We start from the raw sequence: 15091 nt of genomic DNA, 5'->3' as shown, positions 1-15091 counted from the left end.
GCCGCTGCCTGCCGATTCAATACGCCTAGGTTCCTAGGATGCCTTGGAGACTGGGACGCGCGCCGCTGCCGGGTGACGCGAAGAAGCCCGGCCCCCTTCGACTGCCGCGGGCCGGGCTTCTTCGGACGATCGCTACCAGGAGCCGGCTGTGGGGCCCGCCGAACCGCCCCGGCGCCGCAGGTACTTCTCGAACTCGCTGGCGATCTCGTCCCCCGTCAGCGGCTGGATGCCCTCGTCGCCGACGCGCTCCTCCAGCTCCCGCACGTATTCGCCCAGCTCGGCGTCCTGCTCGGCGGCGGCCCGGACCCGCTTCTCCCACTCGTCGGCCTCCTCGGCCAGGTCGGCCAGCGGCACGGGCAGGTCGAGCACGTCCTCGAGCCGGCTGAGCAGGGCCAGCGTCGCCTTGGGGCAGGGCGGGTTGTTCGCGTAGTGCGGCACGTGCACCCAGAACGAGAGCGCGTCGAGCTCGGCCCGGCCGGCCGCCTCGTGCAGCACCCCGACGATGCCGGTCGGCCCGTCGTAGCGGGTCGGGACCACGTTGTATTTCTCGCCGGCCTCGTGGTCGGAGGCCGAGCCGCTGATCGGGAGCGGGCGCGTGTACGGCACGTCGGCGAGCAGGGCGCCCAGCAGCACGATCCGGGTGACCTCGAGGCTGTGGCACAGCTCGAGCACCTGCTCGCAGAAGGTGCGCCAGCGCATGCTCGGCTCGATGCCGCGGATCAGCACGACGTCGCGGTCGGCCCCGGGCGGGCTGGCCACGGTGAACCGCGTGGTCGGCCATTCGATCTTGCGGGTCTCACCCTCGGCCATCGTGATCGTCGGCCGGCTGACCTGGAAGTCGTAGAAGTCCTCCGGGTCGATGGTGGTGATCTCGCGCGCCTGCCACACCTGCTCGAGGTGTTCCACGGCCGCGGTCGATGCGTCCGCTGCGTCGTTCCAGCCCTCGAAGGCGGCGATGGCCACGGGGGATCGGAGCAGCGGGAGGCCGTCGAACTCAGTCATGCTGACAGCCTACGTTCACGCCGCGCACACCACCGGGCGGCCGCGCCGCGCTCGCTCAGCCCCTACCGTCCGTAGTAAAGGGCAAAAACCTCATACCGTACGAGTCGTGGCTCCAGCAAACACCCGAGGGGCCCCCGCAGCCGGTTGCCGGGCGACCTTTCAGACCTTCGTCGGCAGCCGCCGATGCAGTTCGGCCAGCAGCACGGTCGGGGCCGGGGACATGAGGCCGACATCGACCAGGTAGGTCGCCCGCCCCCCGTCGCGGCGCCGGGTTCGCGGGGCCCGCCCCGGCCCGCCTCCGGGCTCCACGAAATCGGCGTCGACGGGAGTGATGATGAGCTCGGTGAACGGCCCGCGGTAACGCAGCGCCACCTCTTCGATGCCGGCCCACGGGATGTGCACGGGCCGGCGGCCGGTGGCGGCGAAGTCGAGCCCGCGCATCGAGCTGTGCAGCCAGCCCAGCCTGTTCCACGCGGCGAGCAGGATCACGGCGGCCAGCGCGACCGGCACGATCAGCAGCAGCTCGAAGTAGAAGACGATGTCGCCGGCGGCGGGGGCGTCGCCCAGCGCCAGGCGGAGCAGAACGAACAGGACGAGGGTGGTCGTCCACACGGCCGCGATGACCCAGAGCATCGTGACGTAGACCATGGCCCGGGACTGCAGAAAGGTGACCGTGTCGTCATCCGGTCCAAGCACCTCGTCGATGTGCGCCACGATGGAATTATGCCCGCTTTATCGCAGGATAGAGGTGATTATGGGTAGGTGACCGTGACGCGGCTGAGGGACGAGGACGACCCCGCGACGTGGGAGGCCGCAGCCCGCCTCCTCGACGACTACCGCCAGCACTACGGGGCCAACCCGGCTCCGGAAGCCGCCGCGGCCTGGCTCCGCGAACAGATCGACGCCGCCCGGGCCCGTGTCTACCTGGCCGTCGGCGCCGATCCCGGAAGCGCGGACGGCATCTGCACCATCGCCGTCGTGCCGGCCGCGCTGACGCTGCGTACGGTCTGGCTCGTCCGCGACCTTTACGTCCGCCCCGCCGCCCGCCGCCGCGGACTGGCCCGCGCCCTGCTCGACGTGGTCGCCGACGAGGCCGCGGCCAGCGGCGCCCACCGCCTGTCCCTGCAGACCGAGTCGGCCAACGGCCGCGCGCTCGAGCTCTACACGAGGGGCGGCTTCACCGCGCTGCCCGAGGTGACCGTCATGGACAACGTCCTCTGACGCCTCAGACCGTGGCGGGGATCGGATCGGCGGGCGCTGTTTCGCGGGTGGGCTGGGTGCTCTGCTTGCGCTTGGCGTAGGCGTACAGGCGGTAGATCAGCAGCAGCTCGAAGGCGACCATCAAAGCGGACGACGCGGCGCCCACCACCAGGGTCTGCCGCACGACCGGGCCGACGATGAAGACGAACATCATGAACTCGATGCCGCTGAACAGGTGGGGGCGGATCCGGTGGCGTACGAGGAAGTTGCGCAGGCGCCAGACGGCCGGCTCGTTGCCGGTGGCCACGGGGGCGTCGACCGGGCCGGCCTGGGAGTCCTCGTCGGTCATGACGACCGTGTCCTGGTTGAGCTCGGCGCGGACCTTGCCCATCTGCAGCGCGTTCAGGTAGCGGAACATGTCGAGGAAGACGACGACCCCGCCCAGCCAGAGGTAGGCCATGCTGCCGGTCGCCAGATACTGCCCGCCGAACAGGCCGACGCCGCAGATGGCCACGCGCAGGCGGTCGAGCACGTAGTCGAGCCAGGAGCCGAAGGCCGAGCCGGTGCCGTTCAGCCGGGCGATCTTGCCGTCCATGCAGTCCAGGACGAAGCTGAGGTGGAAGAGCAGGGCGCCGGCGAGCAGCCAGACGTAGTCGCCCTGCCAGAAGCAGTACGCGGAGACGATGCCGACTCCGAAGGCGAGCGTGGTCAGGCGGTTCGGGGTCACGGAGCGCCAGGGCTGCACGAGCCAGACCAGGCGGGAGGCGAGCGGGTCGACCAGGCCGACTGTCCACCACGCGTCCCGCTGTTTGTACGTGCGGTCGCGGATCACTTCGAGGGGATACCGCTGCGCCATGTGACTACTCCTGGTGCTGCCGGAAACATGAACGATCGACCGCGCGGACCTTACTAGAAGTTGAACAGGCCTGGAAGAGAGGCTGGGGCGTGTCGGAAATCGAGGAGCTTTTCGGTCACGCGCCGTTAATTTGCCGGTGATCTACCCGATGGGGGGAACCTTGTGGACGCCGAACACGTGGCGGACGATCTCGAAGCGGTGATCTTGACCGAGGAGCAGATCCTGGCCCGGGTCGCGGCGCTGGCGGCCGAGCTGCACGAGGTCCTCGAAGCCCGTACGCCGGTGCTCGTGGGAGTGCTGGGCGGGGCGGCCACCTTCACGGTCGACCTGGCTCGGGCGTACCCGGGGCAGGTCGAGATCGGCTGGATGGCCGTCAAGTCGTACACCACCCACAACCGCGCGTCGGGATCCGTACGGCTGCTCAAGGATCTGGACGTCGACATCACCGGCCGCGACGTCGTGATCGTCGACGGCGTGATCGACACCGGGCTGACGATGTCGTGGCTGATCGCGAACCTGGTCCAGCGCGACCCGGCCTCGATCGCGGTGTGCGCGCTGCTGCGCAAGCCGGAGACCGCCCGGTTCGCCGACACCCCGACGTACGTGGGCTTCGACGTCGGCCCGGGGCTGATCGTGGGCTACGGGCTGGACCATCGGGGCCGCTACCGCAACCTGCGGTGCGCCGCCGTGCTCGCTCCGAGCGTCTACGCGGTGGCCCCGGCCTGAGGGCTGCTCAGCGGATCGGCCGGGGTGCCGATCAGTACAGAGTGCGCGACGGCGGGCGGTTCAGCGGACTCGCGCTGGTGTTCGCGGTGCTGGTGACCGGCACTGTGGTCTCCTTGGCGATCTTCGACGCCCAGCGGCGCAGCGAGGACGTCTACGCCTCGCAGCTGATGGACCGCTACGCCGACGACGTCACCTCGGCGATCGACGACCGGGTCAGCCGGTACGGCGAGACACTGTCCGACCTCGCCTCCGCGGTGGGCGCCCAGGCCGACCTGGATGCCGACGACTTCGGCCGGTCGAGTGCCGCGCTCAACGCGGCCCGCCTGCCGGGGGCGAGCGCGGTCGCGTTCGTGGTGCCCGCGGCCAGTGCCGAGGTGGCCGCGGCCCAGCAGCACTGGCGGGGCCGCGGCGCCCCCGGGCTGACGCTGAAGCCGAAGGCCGGCGCCGCCCAGCACTACTTCGTGATCTTCAACCGGGTCTTCGACAACGGCACGGCCCTGCCCGGCACCGACCTGGCCGCGAGCCCCGAGGCGACCAAGGCGATGACGCTGTCCCGGCAGATCAGCGCCATGGTGATCAGCCCGGCCTATCAGCTGCTGTCGGACCGCGCGGTGGCCGCCGACCGCCGGCAGACCTCGATCGTGCTCGCCGTGCCCGTGCTGACCGGGGTCGGCACCGACGAGCCGGACCGGTTCGAGGGCTGGGTCGTGATGGGTGTGCGGGGTCAGAACTTCCTGTCCCAGACGCTGATCGATCGCGGACAGGGCGCGGTGCAGGCCAGCCTGACCGACGCCGCGGCCGACAACCGCCTGATCGCCGCCGTGCTGCCCGGCACCCGCGTCTCCGACGACAAGCTGCTACGGGAGCGGTCCGTGCGGGCCGGGCAGCGCCGCTGGCAGGTCACGATGTGGCCGACGACCCGGCTGCTGGCCGCGACCGACCGGGGCATGAGCGTGCTCTCGGGCGGCGCCGGCCTGGCCCTGACGATCATGCTGGCGGTGGTCACCGGGGTACTGCTGAGCAGCCGCAACCGCGCCTTCCGGCAGGTCGAGGAGGCCACCGGGGCGCTGCGCAAGGACATCGTGCGCCGCGAGGCCGTGGAGGCGCAGCTGCGCGAACGGGAGCAGCAGCTGCATCAGCTGGCCTTCCACGACTCGCTGACCGGGCTGGCCAACCGGCAGTCGTTCTACGAGCGGCTCGAGCAGGCCCTGGCCTCCGACGGCGAGGGCGCGGTGGCCGTGCTCTTCATCGACCTGGACGGCTTCAAACAGATCAACGACGCCCGCGGTCACCACGCCGGCGACACGGTGCTGCAGGTGGTGGCCGAGCGGCTGCGGGACGGGATCCGGCAGGGCGACACCGTGGCCCGGTTCGGCGGCGACGAGTTCGCGATCCTGCTCGAACGGGTCAGCGACATCGTCGACGCGCACGCGGCGGCCGAGCGGATCATCGCCGACGTCCGGGTGCCGATCGACATCGCCGGGGTGCCCGCATACGTGTCGACCAGCGTCGGCATCGCCCTGCACCACCCCGGCTGGGACGCGGCCGACCTGCTGCGCGAGGCCGACGCGGCCATGTACGCGGCCAAGGCGGCCGGCAAGAACCGCTACGTGATGGCTTGACCGGCGGCCGGGACCGGGCGAACCCTGAGACGCATGGGGGCCCAGATTCACTCCGTGCCGGCGGTCGTCTCCGCCGAGCCGTGCGAGGTCGCGACGCGGGCCGCGAGTCCCGAGCTGCGCCCGTACGTCTTGGGCTATGCGGGCTTTCGCTCCTGTCACGGCCGGCCGATCCCGCATCTGCTGCTGCCCCTGGCGTACACGACGGTGATCGTGGACTTCGGCTCGCGCGCGGGGCTCGTTCACGGGGCCCGGGCGGCCGCCACCACCCGCGGCGAGACGACCTGGGGGCACGGGGTCAGCGTCGGCCTGACCCCGCTCGGCACGGCGGCGCTGCTCGGGGTGCCGATGGGGGAGCTGGGCGGCGGCGCCGTGCCGCTGGACGCGCTGCTGGGCCCGGCCGCGACCGAGCTGCCGGGCCGGCTGGGCGCCGAGCCGGGCTGGGCGCAGCGCTTCGACCTGATCGAGCGGATCCTGACCGGCCTGCGCCGGACCCGGGGTGGGGCGCAGCCCGGCCCGACCGCGCCGCCCGAGCGGGCCGTGGTGGCGGCGTGGCAGCGGCTGCAACGCGCGGACCGGCCGAGCATGGAGTCGCTGGCAGCCGACCTGAACGTGACGCGGCGCCGCCTCGAGCGCGGCTTCCGGCAGCACCTGGGCCTGTCCCCGGCGACGGTGGCGCGGATCGCCCGGTTCCAGCGGGTGGTCGACCGGCTCAGCACCGGCGCGGGCCCGTCGCGGGCCGCGGCCGACAGCGGCTTCGCCGACCACCCGCACCTGGCCCGGGAGACGCGGGCGATGGCCGGGCTGACCCCGACCGAGCTGGCCGCCTTCCTGAGCACGCCACCGGTCGTCGCAAACGTCCAAGACGGACGGGACCGGTGAGCCCTAGCGTGCCCTCATGAGTCTTGAGGGGAAGACCGCGCTGGTCACGGGCGGGTCGAAGGGGATCGGGCGGGCGGTCGTGGAGCAGCTCGCGGCGCGCGGCGCGACGGTCGTGTTCACGTACCGGCAGGACAAGACGGCCGCCGACGAGGTCGTGCAGCAAAACCCGGGCACGACGGCCGTGCGCGCCGATCAGGAGAGCCTCGACGGTCTCGACGCCATGTTCGAGCCCGTACGGGCTGGTCTGGACATCCTGGTGAACAACGTGGGCCTGGTGACGGCGGCCCCGATCGGCGAGCTGACGCCGCAGGACTTCGACCGCGTGTTCACCGTCAACACCAAGTTCCCGCTGTTCGCCATCCAGCGCGCCACCCCGCTGCTGCGCGACGGCGGCCGGATCGTCAACGTCTCGACGCTGAACACGCTGCTGCCCGCGGCCCGGCTGGCGCTGTACTGCTCCAGCAAGGCCGCCCTGGAACAACTCACGGCGGTCGCGTCCCGAGAGCTCGGCCCGCGCAACATCACCGTCAACACGGTCTCACCCGGCGCCACCGACACCGGCACGCTGCGCGCCGCCAACCCACCCGAAGCCCTCGAAGCCGCGGCCACGATGACCGCCCTGGGCCGGCTCGGCCACCCCGCCGACGTGGCCGCCGTCGTCACGTTCCTGGCCTCCGCCGAGGCCCGCTGGATAACCGGCCAGAACATACGCGCGACCGGCGGGCTCTACGTGTGAGGGCCCGGCCGGTCGCGGATCGAACGGTCAGATGAACGCGCGGATGATGACGATGGCGAAGAAGACGATGAGGAACGCCACGTCGATGGCGGCGCCGCCGAGGCGGAGCGGGGGGACGACGCGGCGGACGGGGGCGAGGATCGGCTCGGTGACGGTGTAGACGCCGGACATCAGCCGGGAGCGGAAACCGCCGGGAGCGGCCGGGCCGGCCAAGACCGTGCTCCAGTCGAGCAGGGCCCGCGCCACGAGCAACAGCTGCACCAGCAGCAGCAGGAAGTCCACGAGGGCCAGGACCACAAATGCCTCCAGATACGGGGGTGGGAAGTCCCTCTACTGTGCGTCGTCCAGCTGTGTGCTTGCTGTACGAGTGTTGAGTAAACGGGACACCAGGGCGTGCACCTGCCGTTGCTCGTCGTCGCTGAGTACACCATCGAGCCGTTCGGCCACCGCCCGGTCGTACGTGCGGCTCGCCTCACGCAGCACCGCGCGGCCCCCGGTCGTCAGGGCGATCAGGCTGGCCCGCCGGTCGTCGGGGTCGGGCCGCCGCTCGATCAGGCCCGCGGTCCGCACCCGCTCCGCCAGCTTGCTGGCCCCGCCGACGGTGATCCGCAGCTCGCGGGCCAGGTCGCCGATCCGCAGCGTCTCCTGCCCCGACCGGTCGAGCGTCCAGAGCGTCTCGAACGCGGCCAGCGAAACGCCGTGCGCCTGCTTGAGGCGGGCGTCGACGTGTTCCCACAGCATGATCTCGACGCGGACGAGGTCGTTCAGCCACCCGATGCGCCGGTCGGTCGTCATGCCGGGAACAGTAGCAAAACATTCCGCGGAATTAGATTCCATGGAATGTTGTTAGGCCGGGCATGAGAGCGATCGTCTTGAGCGAGCCGGGTCCTGTCGAGAACCTTGAGTTTCGTGAGCTGCCGTTGCCTGTGCCGGGGCCTGGTCAGGTGCGGATCCGGGTCAGGGCCTTCGGGATCAACCGGTCCGAGTTGCACCTCCGGCTGGGGTATGCCGAGGGGGCCAGGTTTCCGATCGTGCCCGGGATCGAGGCGGTGGGGGTGGTCGACGAGGCGCCGGGCAGCGACCTCGAGCCGGGGCAGCAGGTCGTCGCGATGATGGGGGGCATGGGGCGCAGCTTCGACGGCGGGTATGCCGAGTTCACGGTGGTGCCGCGGGAGCAGGTCATCCCGTTCCGCTCCGAGCTGCCCTGGGCGATGCTCGGCAGTGTTCCCGAGACCTTACAGACCGCGTACGGGTCCTTGACCGCCGGTCTTGATCTGCGGGCCGGGCAGACGTTGCTGATCCGTGGTGGCACCTCGGCCCTGGGCTACGCCACCGCCGCGCTGGCCAAGAGTCTCGGCGCGACGGTGCTGGCGACCACCCGGCAGCCGGGGCGGCTGGCCGAGCTCGCGGCGCACGGCGTCGACCACCCGATCCTGGACGACGGCGCCGTCGCGGTCCGGGTGCGGGAGCTCGTGAGGGACGGGGTCGATGCCGCCCTCGAACTCGTGGGCACGCCGACGCTGCCGGACACGCTGGCCGCGACCCGGGTGCACGGCACGGTGTGCTTCGCCGGGATGCTTTCCAACCAGTGGACCGTCCCCGACTTTTATCCGATCGCCTACCTGCCGACCGGGGTCCGGCTCACCTCGTACAGCGGCGACGCCGGTTCGCTTCCGCCGGCTGTGCTGCAGGACGCCCTCGACCGTATCGCCGCGGGGACGCTGAGCCTGGGGCCGGTGGACGTGCGGTCGTTCGAGGACATCCGCGGCGTGCACCGGGACGTCGAGGAGAACCGGGTCAGCGGCAAGGTGGTCGTCGTGGTCGGCTGAGCGGGACTGACCCGGGGGCGCGAAGTCGCTACGGTGACCCGATGCGCGTACGGGGAACGGTTTTCGGGGAAGTCGCCGACGACTACGACCGGATTCGGCCGGGTTATCCGGTTGAGCTGGCCGACGAGCTGCTCGGGCTGGCCGGCGGGCCGGTGCTCGAGGTGGGCTCGGGCACGGGCAAGGCGACCCGGCTCTTCGCCCGCGACGGGGTCGACCTGACCTGTGTCGAGCCCGACGCGCGGATGGCCGAGGTGCTGCGCCGCAACCTGCCCGGCGTCGAGGTGGTCGAGTCCGCGTTCGAGGACTGGACACCCCCGCGCCCGTACGGGCTGCTGGTCAGCGGGCAGGCGTGGCACTGGGTCGACCCGGCCCGCCGCGCCGATCTGGCCTTCGCCGCGCTCGCGCCGGGCGGGCTGTTCGCGCCGTTCTGGAACGTGTTCCTGGTCGCCGACCCGGGGTTGCACGCGGCGCTGGCCGAGGTCGACGCGCGGCACGGCCTGACCGGTCACACGTCGCACCGGCTGAGCGCGGCAGGCCTGGTCCCGCTGGGCGAATTCGAGCAGGAGTGGGCCGACCTCGGGCTCACCGACGGGCGCTTCACCGGCCTGCGGAGCCTCCGATACGAGTCGGTTCTGTCCTACGACGCCGAGCAGTATCGTGAGTATCTGATGTCGACGTCGCTGCTCCGGATGCTCGACCCGATCAAAGCCGACGTCGTGCTGGACGAGACGATCGCCGTCATCGAGGGCTCCGGCGGGGTGGTCGATTTCAAGGTGTGCACCGACGTTGCGCTGGCTCAGCGGGTGTAGCTGAGCGTCCGCATCCGCTGCATCAGGGTGGTGGCGGTCGTGGCGTCGAGCGCCTCGGGCGTGAACTCGTAACCCGGCAGCACGTCGCGCAACGCCACCCGCAGGTCGGGCGAGGTGCTGTCGACCAGGCCCATCGACCAGTCGGGGAAGCAGCGCTCGGCGACGTCGCCGACCGCGATCAGGGCGACCTCGCGGTGCCGGGGGTCGTCGCTGATCGTCCGGAACGTCCTGGTCACCTGCTCGGCGTCACCTTCGAGGCACTGCAGGAAGTAGTCGCGGTTGAACAGCAGCACGCCGGTGAGGTCCCGCTCCGCGTTGTTGCGGCGGGCCTGATCCTGGATCGCGAAGATGCCGTTGGGCGGCAGCGTGTTCTTCCGGCTCCGATAGATCAGCTGGGTGACGCTCATTTTCCCAGGTTAGCGCCTGTTGCGTGGCTGGGGTGGCAGCGAGGCCGGGTTCAGATTTCGTCTGGTGGTGGCCCGGGGAAGCTCGGCTCCCGGGGTTGGAACCGGGCTTCCCCGGGACGCCGCCAGGCGGGATCTGGGCCCTGCCGCAGCCCCGCCCCAGCCACGCAACAGGCGCTAAGCCGTTGCTCCGAAGGTCACCGGCACTCCGGGCGAATAGAGCACGCTCAGCGGCGGGCCGGCCGGCTGGGGGAGCCCGGCCGCGGCGATCAGCGTGTCCGACAGGGAGAGCAGCTCGGCCCGGTGCAGCGGCCACGCGGGGTGGTCGTTGGCCAGGTGGATCGTGCGCCCGTGGGCGCTGGTGTGCAGGCCCCAGCGGGCGGTGACGAACCGCTCGAACGGCGTCGGGTCCTCGATCGGGGCGTCGACCCGCACGGTCATCTCGCTGACCGCGTCGCGGGGGCCGGGCCAGCGGCGGCGGGTCGTGTACGACAGCACGTCGCCGTCGCGGGTCAGCCGCATCCGCGACCACATGTACGGCAGGTTGAGCGAGGCCCGCGCGACCAGCACCGGGATCAGGCGCTCGGCCTCCAGCGACCGGAAGACGACCCCGCGGCGGCCCTCGGCGTCGACGCTGTAGAGCCGCACGTTGGTCTCGGCGAACGTGCCCAGATAGGGCACCCCGGGGCCGCGCAGGAAGCCGACGCCCTGCATCCGGAAGCCGATCAGACCCACGTACGTGACGCCGTCGAGCGTGTCGGGCACCGTGCCCGCGGGCAGCAGCGGGGCGACCAGGGCCGGGTCGGCCGCCCAGTGCAGGAACGCCAGGTCGGTCCAGCGCTGCACGAGCAGTGAGCGCCGCACCGGCCGGGGCGTGCGCAGAGTGACGGCTTCCGGGGTCATGTGAGCGAAGGTACGCGCCCGGAACGAGTCATCCGGGGGAGAATGGTCGCGGCAAAGCCCACCACGATCACGGAGGCTCATCCTGAACGCGCGACAACCCGCCGCGGTGCTCTTCGACATGGACGGCACGCTGGTCGACAGCGAGAAGGTGTGGGAGATCGCCCTGCACGAGCTGGCCGCGAACGCGGGCGGCACCCTGTCGCCGGCGGCCCGCCAAGCCATGATCGGCAGCAGCATGGCCAACAGCATGCAGATCCTGCGTGACGACCTGGGCCAGCCCGACCGGCCCGAGGCGCCCGACGTCGAGTGGCTGACCGACCGGGTGTTCGAGTTGTTCGGCGCGGGCCTGGTGTGGCGGCCGGGGGCGCTCGAGCTGCTGCACGCGGTGCGCTTCGCGGGCCTGCCCACGGCCCTGGTCACCTCGACCGGCCGCAAGCTGGTCGAGGTCGCGCTCGACACGCTGGGCCGCGAGAACTTCGACGTGGTGGTCTGCGGCGACGAGGTGTCGATGCCCAAGCCCGACCCCGAGCCCTACCGTACGGCGGCCGCCCTGCTCGGCGTGGCCATCGAGGACTGCGTGGCCATCGAGGACTCGCCGACCGGTGTCTCGAGCGCGCTCGCCTCGGGCGCGGCCGTGCTGGCGGTGCCGGCCGAGCTGGAGCTGCCGCCGACCGACGGGGTCCACCTCCGCACCTCGCTGGTGGGTGTGGACCCCGCCTACCTGGCCGACCTGCTCGTGCACCGGGGGCTGCTCCAGCCGGAGCGCTGAGCCCGTTCTCAGTCGTGGGCGATGGCGGCCAGGACGTTGAGCCTGGCCGCCTTGATCGAGGGCAGCACGGCCGCCAGCACGCCGACGATGGCGGCCAGCCCCAGATAGAGACCCATCTGCCCCCAGGGCAGCACCAGGTCGGTGATGCCCTCGCCCTCCAGCGCCCGCACCACCGCGGCGCCCAGCCCGGAGCCGACCACGACGCCCAGCAGCGCGCCGAAGACCGAGATCACCACCGCCTCGACCGTCACCATGCGCATGGTCTGGGCCCGGCCGAGGCCGACCGCGCGGAGCAGACCCAGTTCCCTCGTACGCTCCAGGACCGACAGCGCCAAGGTGTTGATCACGCCGAGGACCGCGATGAGGATCGCCAGCCCCAGCAGCACCTGCACCATCAGGATGACGGTGTCGAACGTGCCGACCTGCTGGTCGATGAAGCTGCTGCGGTCGGTCGCGTTGACCTCCGGGCTGTCCGCCACCAGCGCCTTGACCTGCGGCAGCACCTGAGCCACGGTGGCGCCGTCGGCGAGCCGGACGAACCCGAAGCTGGGCTGGGTGATCCCGAACTCCTTGGTGGCCGCGGCCGGCAACATGATGCTGCCCGGCACCCTTTCCTCGTCGTACGTGGTGACGATCGTGTAGCTGTGCTCGCCGCCGCGCGGCATCTGCACCTTGACCACGCTGCCGGTCGCCCAGCCGTGCTCGGTGGCCTGCTTCGTGCTCACGGCCATCTGGTCCGGCTTCAGGGCGGGCAGGGCCGGCGACCCGAACGCCTCGGCCAGCTCGGCCAGGTTCTCGGTGGCGGTCACGTACGCCCGTTCGCCGTCGATCAGCACCTGCTCGTTCCAGATGCCGGCCGCCGCCCGTACGCCGGGGATCTTCGCGGCCTCGGCCAGGACGGCGTCGTCGAAGACCGGCGGCCGGGGACCGTTCTGGTCGCCCCCGATGACGATCTCGGCCTTGACCGTGTCCTCGGCCGTGGCGGCCACGCTGGCCTTGACCGAGCCGATCACCACCGTGACCCCGGTGACCAGCGCGATGCCGACCATCAGGGCCGCCGCCGTGATCGCCGTGCGGCGCGGGTTGCGGCCCGAGTTGAGCCGGCCCAGCCGCCCGGGCACCGACCACGAGAACAGCCGGCCCAGCCCGCCCACGACCGGCTTGGCGATCAGCGGGGTGAGCAGGGCGACGCCGATGAACGTGACGAGCACGCCGCCCAGGATCAGCCACAGCGACCCGCTGCCGTACAGGCCGACGCCGAGCAGGGCCGCGCCGATCGCGCCGATGACGCCGCCGGTGACGGTGACCCGGGTCAGCGGGCGGTCCGGGGTGGCGACGTCCTGCATCGCGGCGATCGGTGAGATCCGCGAGGCCCGTACGGCGGGCAGCACCGCGGCCACGACAGTGACCACGACCCCGACGATCAGCGAGCTCAGGATCGCGGCCAAGGGCACGCCGACCGGGGCCGGGTCGAGCCCGCCGCCGATCGAGCCGAACAGGGTCACCAGCAGCCAGCCCACGCCGATGCCCGCGGCCAGGCCCAGCACCGCCGCGATCAGGCCGATGACCAGCGCCTCGACGAGCACCGAATTGATCACCTGGCGGCGGCCGGCGCCGAGCGCGCGCATCAGCGCCAGCTCCCGGGTCCGCTGGGCCACGATGATCGAGAACGTGTTGAGGATCAGGAACGTGCCGACGAACAGGGCCACGCCGGCGAACCCGAGCAGGATGTTGTTGAAGAAGCCGAGGGCCTCCTTGAACTCCGCGGCGCTGTCCGCGGCGAGCTGCTTGCCGGTCTTGACGTCGTAGCCACTGCCGAGCTGGGCCGCGATCTGATCCCGTACGCGGGCCGGGTCTTGATCTTTGGTGACGTCGACGACGACCTGGGTGAACATGCCGCTCTGGCCGAGCATCGAGCGCTGCGCCTGCGCGGTCGTGAAGGCAGTCTCCTGCACGCCGCCGATGCTGTCCCGGTCGTTGGTGTAGCCCCACACGCCGACCAGCGTGAACGTCTGCTTGGGGAGCTGGGTGAGCACGCCGACCTGGTCGCCGACCTTGATGCCGGCCGCCTTGGCCACGGCCTCGTTGACGGCGATCTCGTTGTCCTTCTCGGGGCCGCGGCCCTGGCGCATCTGCATCAGGTCGTCGGTGCCGACCCAGTTCATGCCGATCCGCGGCGGGCCGTAGCTGGTGACCACCTTGCCGTCCGAGCCGATCACCCGGGCGCCGTCGTCGGAGATCACACCGGTCGCCTTCTCGACCCCGCCGACCTTGGCCACCTGGTCGACCAGCGCGGCCGGCAGCGGGGTGAGGATCTGCTCGCCCTCCATCTCGGACACCGCCACCTTGGGCTTGGCCGTCACGGCCACGTCGACCTGCGAATAGCCCTCGGCGAACAGGTTGTCGAACGTGCGCCCCAGCGTGTCCGTCGTGACGAACGCGCCCGCCACGAACATGACGCCGAGCACGACGGCCAGGCCGGAGAGCACCAGCCGAAGCTTGCGGCTGAGCAGGCTCTTCAGCGTCGCGCGCAGCATCAGACCAGCACCTCCCCGGCCTTCATCGCCTCGAGCACCGTCTCCGGCGTCGGGTTCTCGAGCTCCGAGACGATCGCGCCGTCGGCCAGGAACACGACGCGGTCGGTGTAGCTCGCCGCGACCGGGTCGTGGGTGACCATGACGATCGTCTGGCCGTGCTCCATCACGCTGCTGCGCAGGAACGACAGGATCTCGGCGCCCGCCTTGGAGTCGAGGTTGCCGGTCGGCTCGTCGGCGAAGATGACGTCGGGCCGGCTCATCAGCGCCCGCGCGCACGCCACCCGCTGCTGCTGACCGCCGGAGAGCTGGTTGGGCCGGTGGCCGAGCCGGTCGCCGAGACCCACGGTGCCGATCACGGTGTCCCACCACTGCGGGTCGGGCTTGCGGCCCGCGATGTCGAGCGGGAGCCGGATGTTCTCGGCCGCGGTCAGCGTCGGCAGCAGGTTGAACTGCTGGAAGATGAAGCCCACGCGGTCGCGCCGGAGCCGGGTCAGCGCCTTGTCGCTCAGGCCGGTGACCTCGGTGCCGCCGATGTGCACCGAGCCGCGGGTGACCGTGTCGAGACCCGCGAGGCAGTGCATGAGCGTCGACTTGCCGCTGCCCGACGGCCCCATGATGGCCGTGAACTTGCCGCGCGCGAAGCTCGCGCTCACCCCGCGCAGGGCGACCACGCGCGCCTCCTCGGAGCCGTACACCTTCCACACATCATCGGCGCGCGCCGCGACCGGCTCGGCCGCCCTCGTCCCGATCATTCCAGCCCCCTGGAGTCATGCGGACCGCCCCCGTCGGCCGGTCCGTGCGACTCAGTGTTTCGTCGCC

17 protein-coding genes are annotated in these 15091 nt (G+C 71.5%); 8 read left to right on the top strand and 9 right to left on the bottom strand.

Translation table 11 applies throughout. The features are described 5' to 3' along the window. Nucleotides 1-132 precede the first annotated feature (132 nt). Entirely contained in the window at nucleotides 133-1002 is an 870-nt protein-coding gene (locus tag JKJ07_RS32590; RefSeq protein ID WP_202995713.1) for a PAC2 family protein, read from the bottom strand. A 159-nt stretch (nucleotides 1003-1161) separates the two neighbouring features. Beyond that, a complete protein-coding gene (locus JKJ07_RS32585) occupies nucleotides 1162-1716 on the bottom strand; it encodes a hypothetical protein (RefSeq protein WP_202995712.1) in 555 nt (184 codons plus the stop codon). A 48-nt stretch (nucleotides 1717-1764) separates the two neighbouring features. Between JKJ07_RS32585 and JKJ07_RS51935 the strand changes: the two genes are divergently transcribed. Further along, nucleotides 1765-2223: a GNAT family N-acetyltransferase gene (locus JKJ07_RS51935; protein WP_202995711.1), complete on the top strand. Its 459-nt coding sequence runs from the start codon at nucleotides 1765-1767 to the stop codon at nucleotides 2221-2223. Between the two features lie 4 nt (nucleotides 2224-2227). Here JKJ07_RS51935 and JKJ07_RS32575 read toward each other — a convergent pair whose 3' ends face one another. After that, nucleotides 2228-3058, bottom strand: coding sequence for a CDP-alcohol phosphatidyltransferase family protein (locus tag JKJ07_RS32575; RefSeq protein WP_202995710.1), 831 nt, complete (start codon nucleotides 3056-3058; stop codon nucleotides 2228-2230). Nucleotides 3059-3220: 162 nt separating this feature from the next. On the opposite strand from JKJ07_RS32575, the gene JKJ07_RS32570 reads away from it, so the two are divergent. Genes JKJ07_RS32570 through JKJ07_RS32555 form a run of 4 tightly spaced genes read left to right on the top strand, consistent with a single transcriptional unit; the run spans nucleotide 3221 to nucleotide 7021 of the window. Next, nucleotides 3221-3784, top strand: coding sequence for a phosphoribosyltransferase (locus JKJ07_RS32570; RefSeq protein ID WP_307834518.1), 564 nt, complete (start codon nucleotides 3221-3223; stop codon nucleotides 3782-3784). A 41-nt stretch (nucleotides 3785-3825) separates the two neighbouring features. Beyond that, nucleotides 3826-5406 (top strand): sensor domain-containing diguanylate cyclase, encoded by a 1581-nt coding sequence (locus tag JKJ07_RS32565; protein ID WP_202995709.1) that lies wholly within the window; start codon nucleotides 3826-3828, stop codon nucleotides 5404-5406. A 33-nt stretch (nucleotides 5407-5439) separates the two neighbouring features. Then, a complete protein-coding gene (locus JKJ07_RS32560) occupies nucleotides 5440-6285 on the top strand; it encodes an AraC family transcriptional regulator (protein ID WP_202995708.1) in 846 nt (281 codons plus the stop codon). Nucleotides 6286-6301: 16 nt separating this feature from the next. Beyond that, the gene (locus JKJ07_RS32555) at nucleotides 6302-7021 is read left to right on the top strand and encodes an SDR family oxidoreductase (RefSeq protein ID WP_202995707.1); all 720 of its coding nucleotides are present in this window, start codon (nucleotides 6302-6304) and stop codon (nucleotides 7019-7021) included. Between the two features lie 27 nt (nucleotides 7022-7048). On the opposite strand, the gene JKJ07_RS32550 is transcribed toward JKJ07_RS32555, so the two are convergent. Together JKJ07_RS32550 and JKJ07_RS32545 are read right to left on the bottom strand one after the other, a co-directional pair. Beyond that, nucleotides 7049-7318, bottom strand: coding sequence for a YggT family protein (locus tag JKJ07_RS32550; protein ID WP_202995706.1), 270 nt, complete (start codon nucleotides 7316-7318; stop codon nucleotides 7049-7051). 33 nt (nucleotides 7319-7351) lie between these two features. After that, entirely contained in the window at nucleotides 7352-7816 is a 465-nt protein-coding gene (locus tag JKJ07_RS32545; RefSeq protein ID WP_202995705.1) for a MarR family winged helix-turn-helix transcriptional regulator, read from the bottom strand. 62 nt (nucleotides 7817-7878) lie between these two features. On the opposite strand from JKJ07_RS32545, the gene JKJ07_RS32540 reads away from it, so the two are divergent. Both JKJ07_RS32540 and JKJ07_RS32535 read left to right on the top strand, forming a co-directional pair. Next, on the top strand, nucleotides 7879-8850 hold the full coding sequence (locus tag JKJ07_RS32540; RefSeq protein ID WP_202995704.1) for an alcohol dehydrogenase catalytic domain-containing protein: 972 nt from the start codon (nucleotides 7879-7881) through the stop codon (nucleotides 8848-8850). Nucleotides 8851-8891: 41 nt separating this feature from the next. Continuing rightward, nucleotides 8892-9659, top strand: coding sequence for a class I SAM-dependent methyltransferase (locus JKJ07_RS32535; protein WP_202995703.1), 768 nt, complete (start codon nucleotides 8892-8894; stop codon nucleotides 9657-9659). Here JKJ07_RS32535 and JKJ07_RS32530 read toward each other — a convergent pair. After that, complete coding sequence (locus JKJ07_RS32530; RefSeq protein WP_202995702.1) at nucleotides 9647-10066, bottom strand: BLUF domain-containing protein; 420 nt, start codon at nucleotides 10064-10066, stop codon at nucleotides 9647-9649. The two genes, JKJ07_RS32535 and JKJ07_RS32530, sit on opposite strands and share 13 nt — an antisense overlap. A 174-nt stretch (nucleotides 10067-10240) precedes the next feature. Further along, nucleotides 10241-10966 (bottom strand): YqjF family protein, encoded by a 726-nt coding sequence (locus JKJ07_RS32525; RefSeq protein WP_202995701.1) that lies wholly within the window; start codon nucleotides 10964-10966, stop codon nucleotides 10241-10243. 106 nt (nucleotides 10967-11072) lie between these two features. Between JKJ07_RS32525 and JKJ07_RS32520 the strand changes: the two genes are divergently transcribed. Next, nucleotides 11073-11735: an HAD family hydrolase gene (locus tag JKJ07_RS32520; protein WP_307834517.1), complete on the top strand. Its 663-nt coding sequence runs from the start codon at nucleotides 11073-11075 to the stop codon at nucleotides 11733-11735. An 8-nt stretch (nucleotides 11736-11743) separates the two neighbouring features. On the opposite strand, the gene JKJ07_RS32515 is transcribed toward JKJ07_RS32520, so the two are convergent. Continuing rightward, entirely contained in the window at nucleotides 11744-14272 is a 2529-nt protein-coding gene (locus JKJ07_RS32515) for an ABC transporter permease (protein ID WP_202995700.1), read from the bottom strand. Next, nucleotides 14272-15024 carry an ABC transporter ATP-binding protein gene (locus tag JKJ07_RS32510; protein WP_202995699.1) on the bottom strand — a complete coding sequence of 251 codons (753 nt, stop codon included), beginning with the start codon at nucleotides 15022-15024 and terminating at the stop codon, nucleotides 14272-14274. Before JKJ07_RS32510 ends, JKJ07_RS32515 begins: the two co-directional genes overlap by 1 nt. Between the last annotated feature and the right edge of the window lie 67 nt (nucleotides 15025-15091).

The organism is Paractinoplanes lichenicola (assembly GCF_016785085.1).
Taxonomy (GTDB): domain Bacteria; phylum Actinomycetota; class Actinomycetes; order Mycobacteriales; family Micromonosporaceae; genus Actinoplanes; species Actinoplanes lichenicola.
This window is presented reverse-complemented; position numbering and strand designations above follow the sequence as displayed.

Excerpts from the sequence above, each read along its gene's own strand:
- JKJ07_RS32540 (WP_202995704.1), top strand. The coding sequence starts at position 7,879 with ATGAGAGCGATCGTCTTGAGCGAGCCGGGTCCTGTCGAGAACCTTGAG.
- JKJ07_RS32555 (WP_202995707.1), top strand. The coding sequence starts at position 6,302 with ATGAGTCTTGAGGGGAAGACCGCGCTGGTCACGGGCGGGTCGAAGGGG.
- JKJ07_RS32530 (WP_202995702.1), bottom strand. The coding sequence starts at position 10,066 with ATGAGCGTCACCCAGCTGATCTATCGGAGCCGGAAGAACACGCTGCCG.
- JKJ07_RS32575 (WP_202995710.1), bottom strand. The coding sequence starts at position 3,058 with ATGGCGCAGCGGTATCCCCTCGAAGTGATCCGCGACCGCACGTACAAA.
- JKJ07_RS32535 (WP_202995703.1), top strand. The coding sequence starts at position 8,892 with ATGCGCGTACGGGGAACGGTTTTCGGGGAAGTCGCCGACGACTACGAC.
- JKJ07_RS32545 (WP_202995705.1), bottom strand. The coding sequence starts at position 7,816 with ATGACGACCGACCGGCGCATCGGGTGGCTGAACGACCTCGTCCGCGTC.
- JKJ07_RS32515 (WP_202995700.1), bottom strand. The coding sequence starts at position 14,272 with ATGCTGCGCGCGACGCTGAAGAGCCTGCTCAGCCGCAAGCTTCGGCTG.
- JKJ07_RS32525 (WP_202995701.1), bottom strand. The coding sequence starts at position 10,966 with ATGACCCCGGAAGCCGTCACTCTGCGCACGCCCCGGCCGGTGCGGCGC.
- JKJ07_RS32560 (WP_202995708.1), top strand. The coding sequence starts at position 5,440 with ATGGGGGCCCAGATTCACTCCGTGCCGGCGGTCGTCTCCGCCGAGCCG.
- JKJ07_RS32590 (WP_202995713.1), bottom strand. The coding sequence starts at position 1,002 with ATGACTGAGTTCGACGGCCTCCCGCTGCTCCGATCCCCCGTGGCCATC.
- JKJ07_RS32510 (WP_202995699.1), bottom strand. The coding sequence starts at position 15,024 with ATGATCGGGACGAGGGCGGCCGAGCCGGTCGCGGCGCGCGCCGATGAT.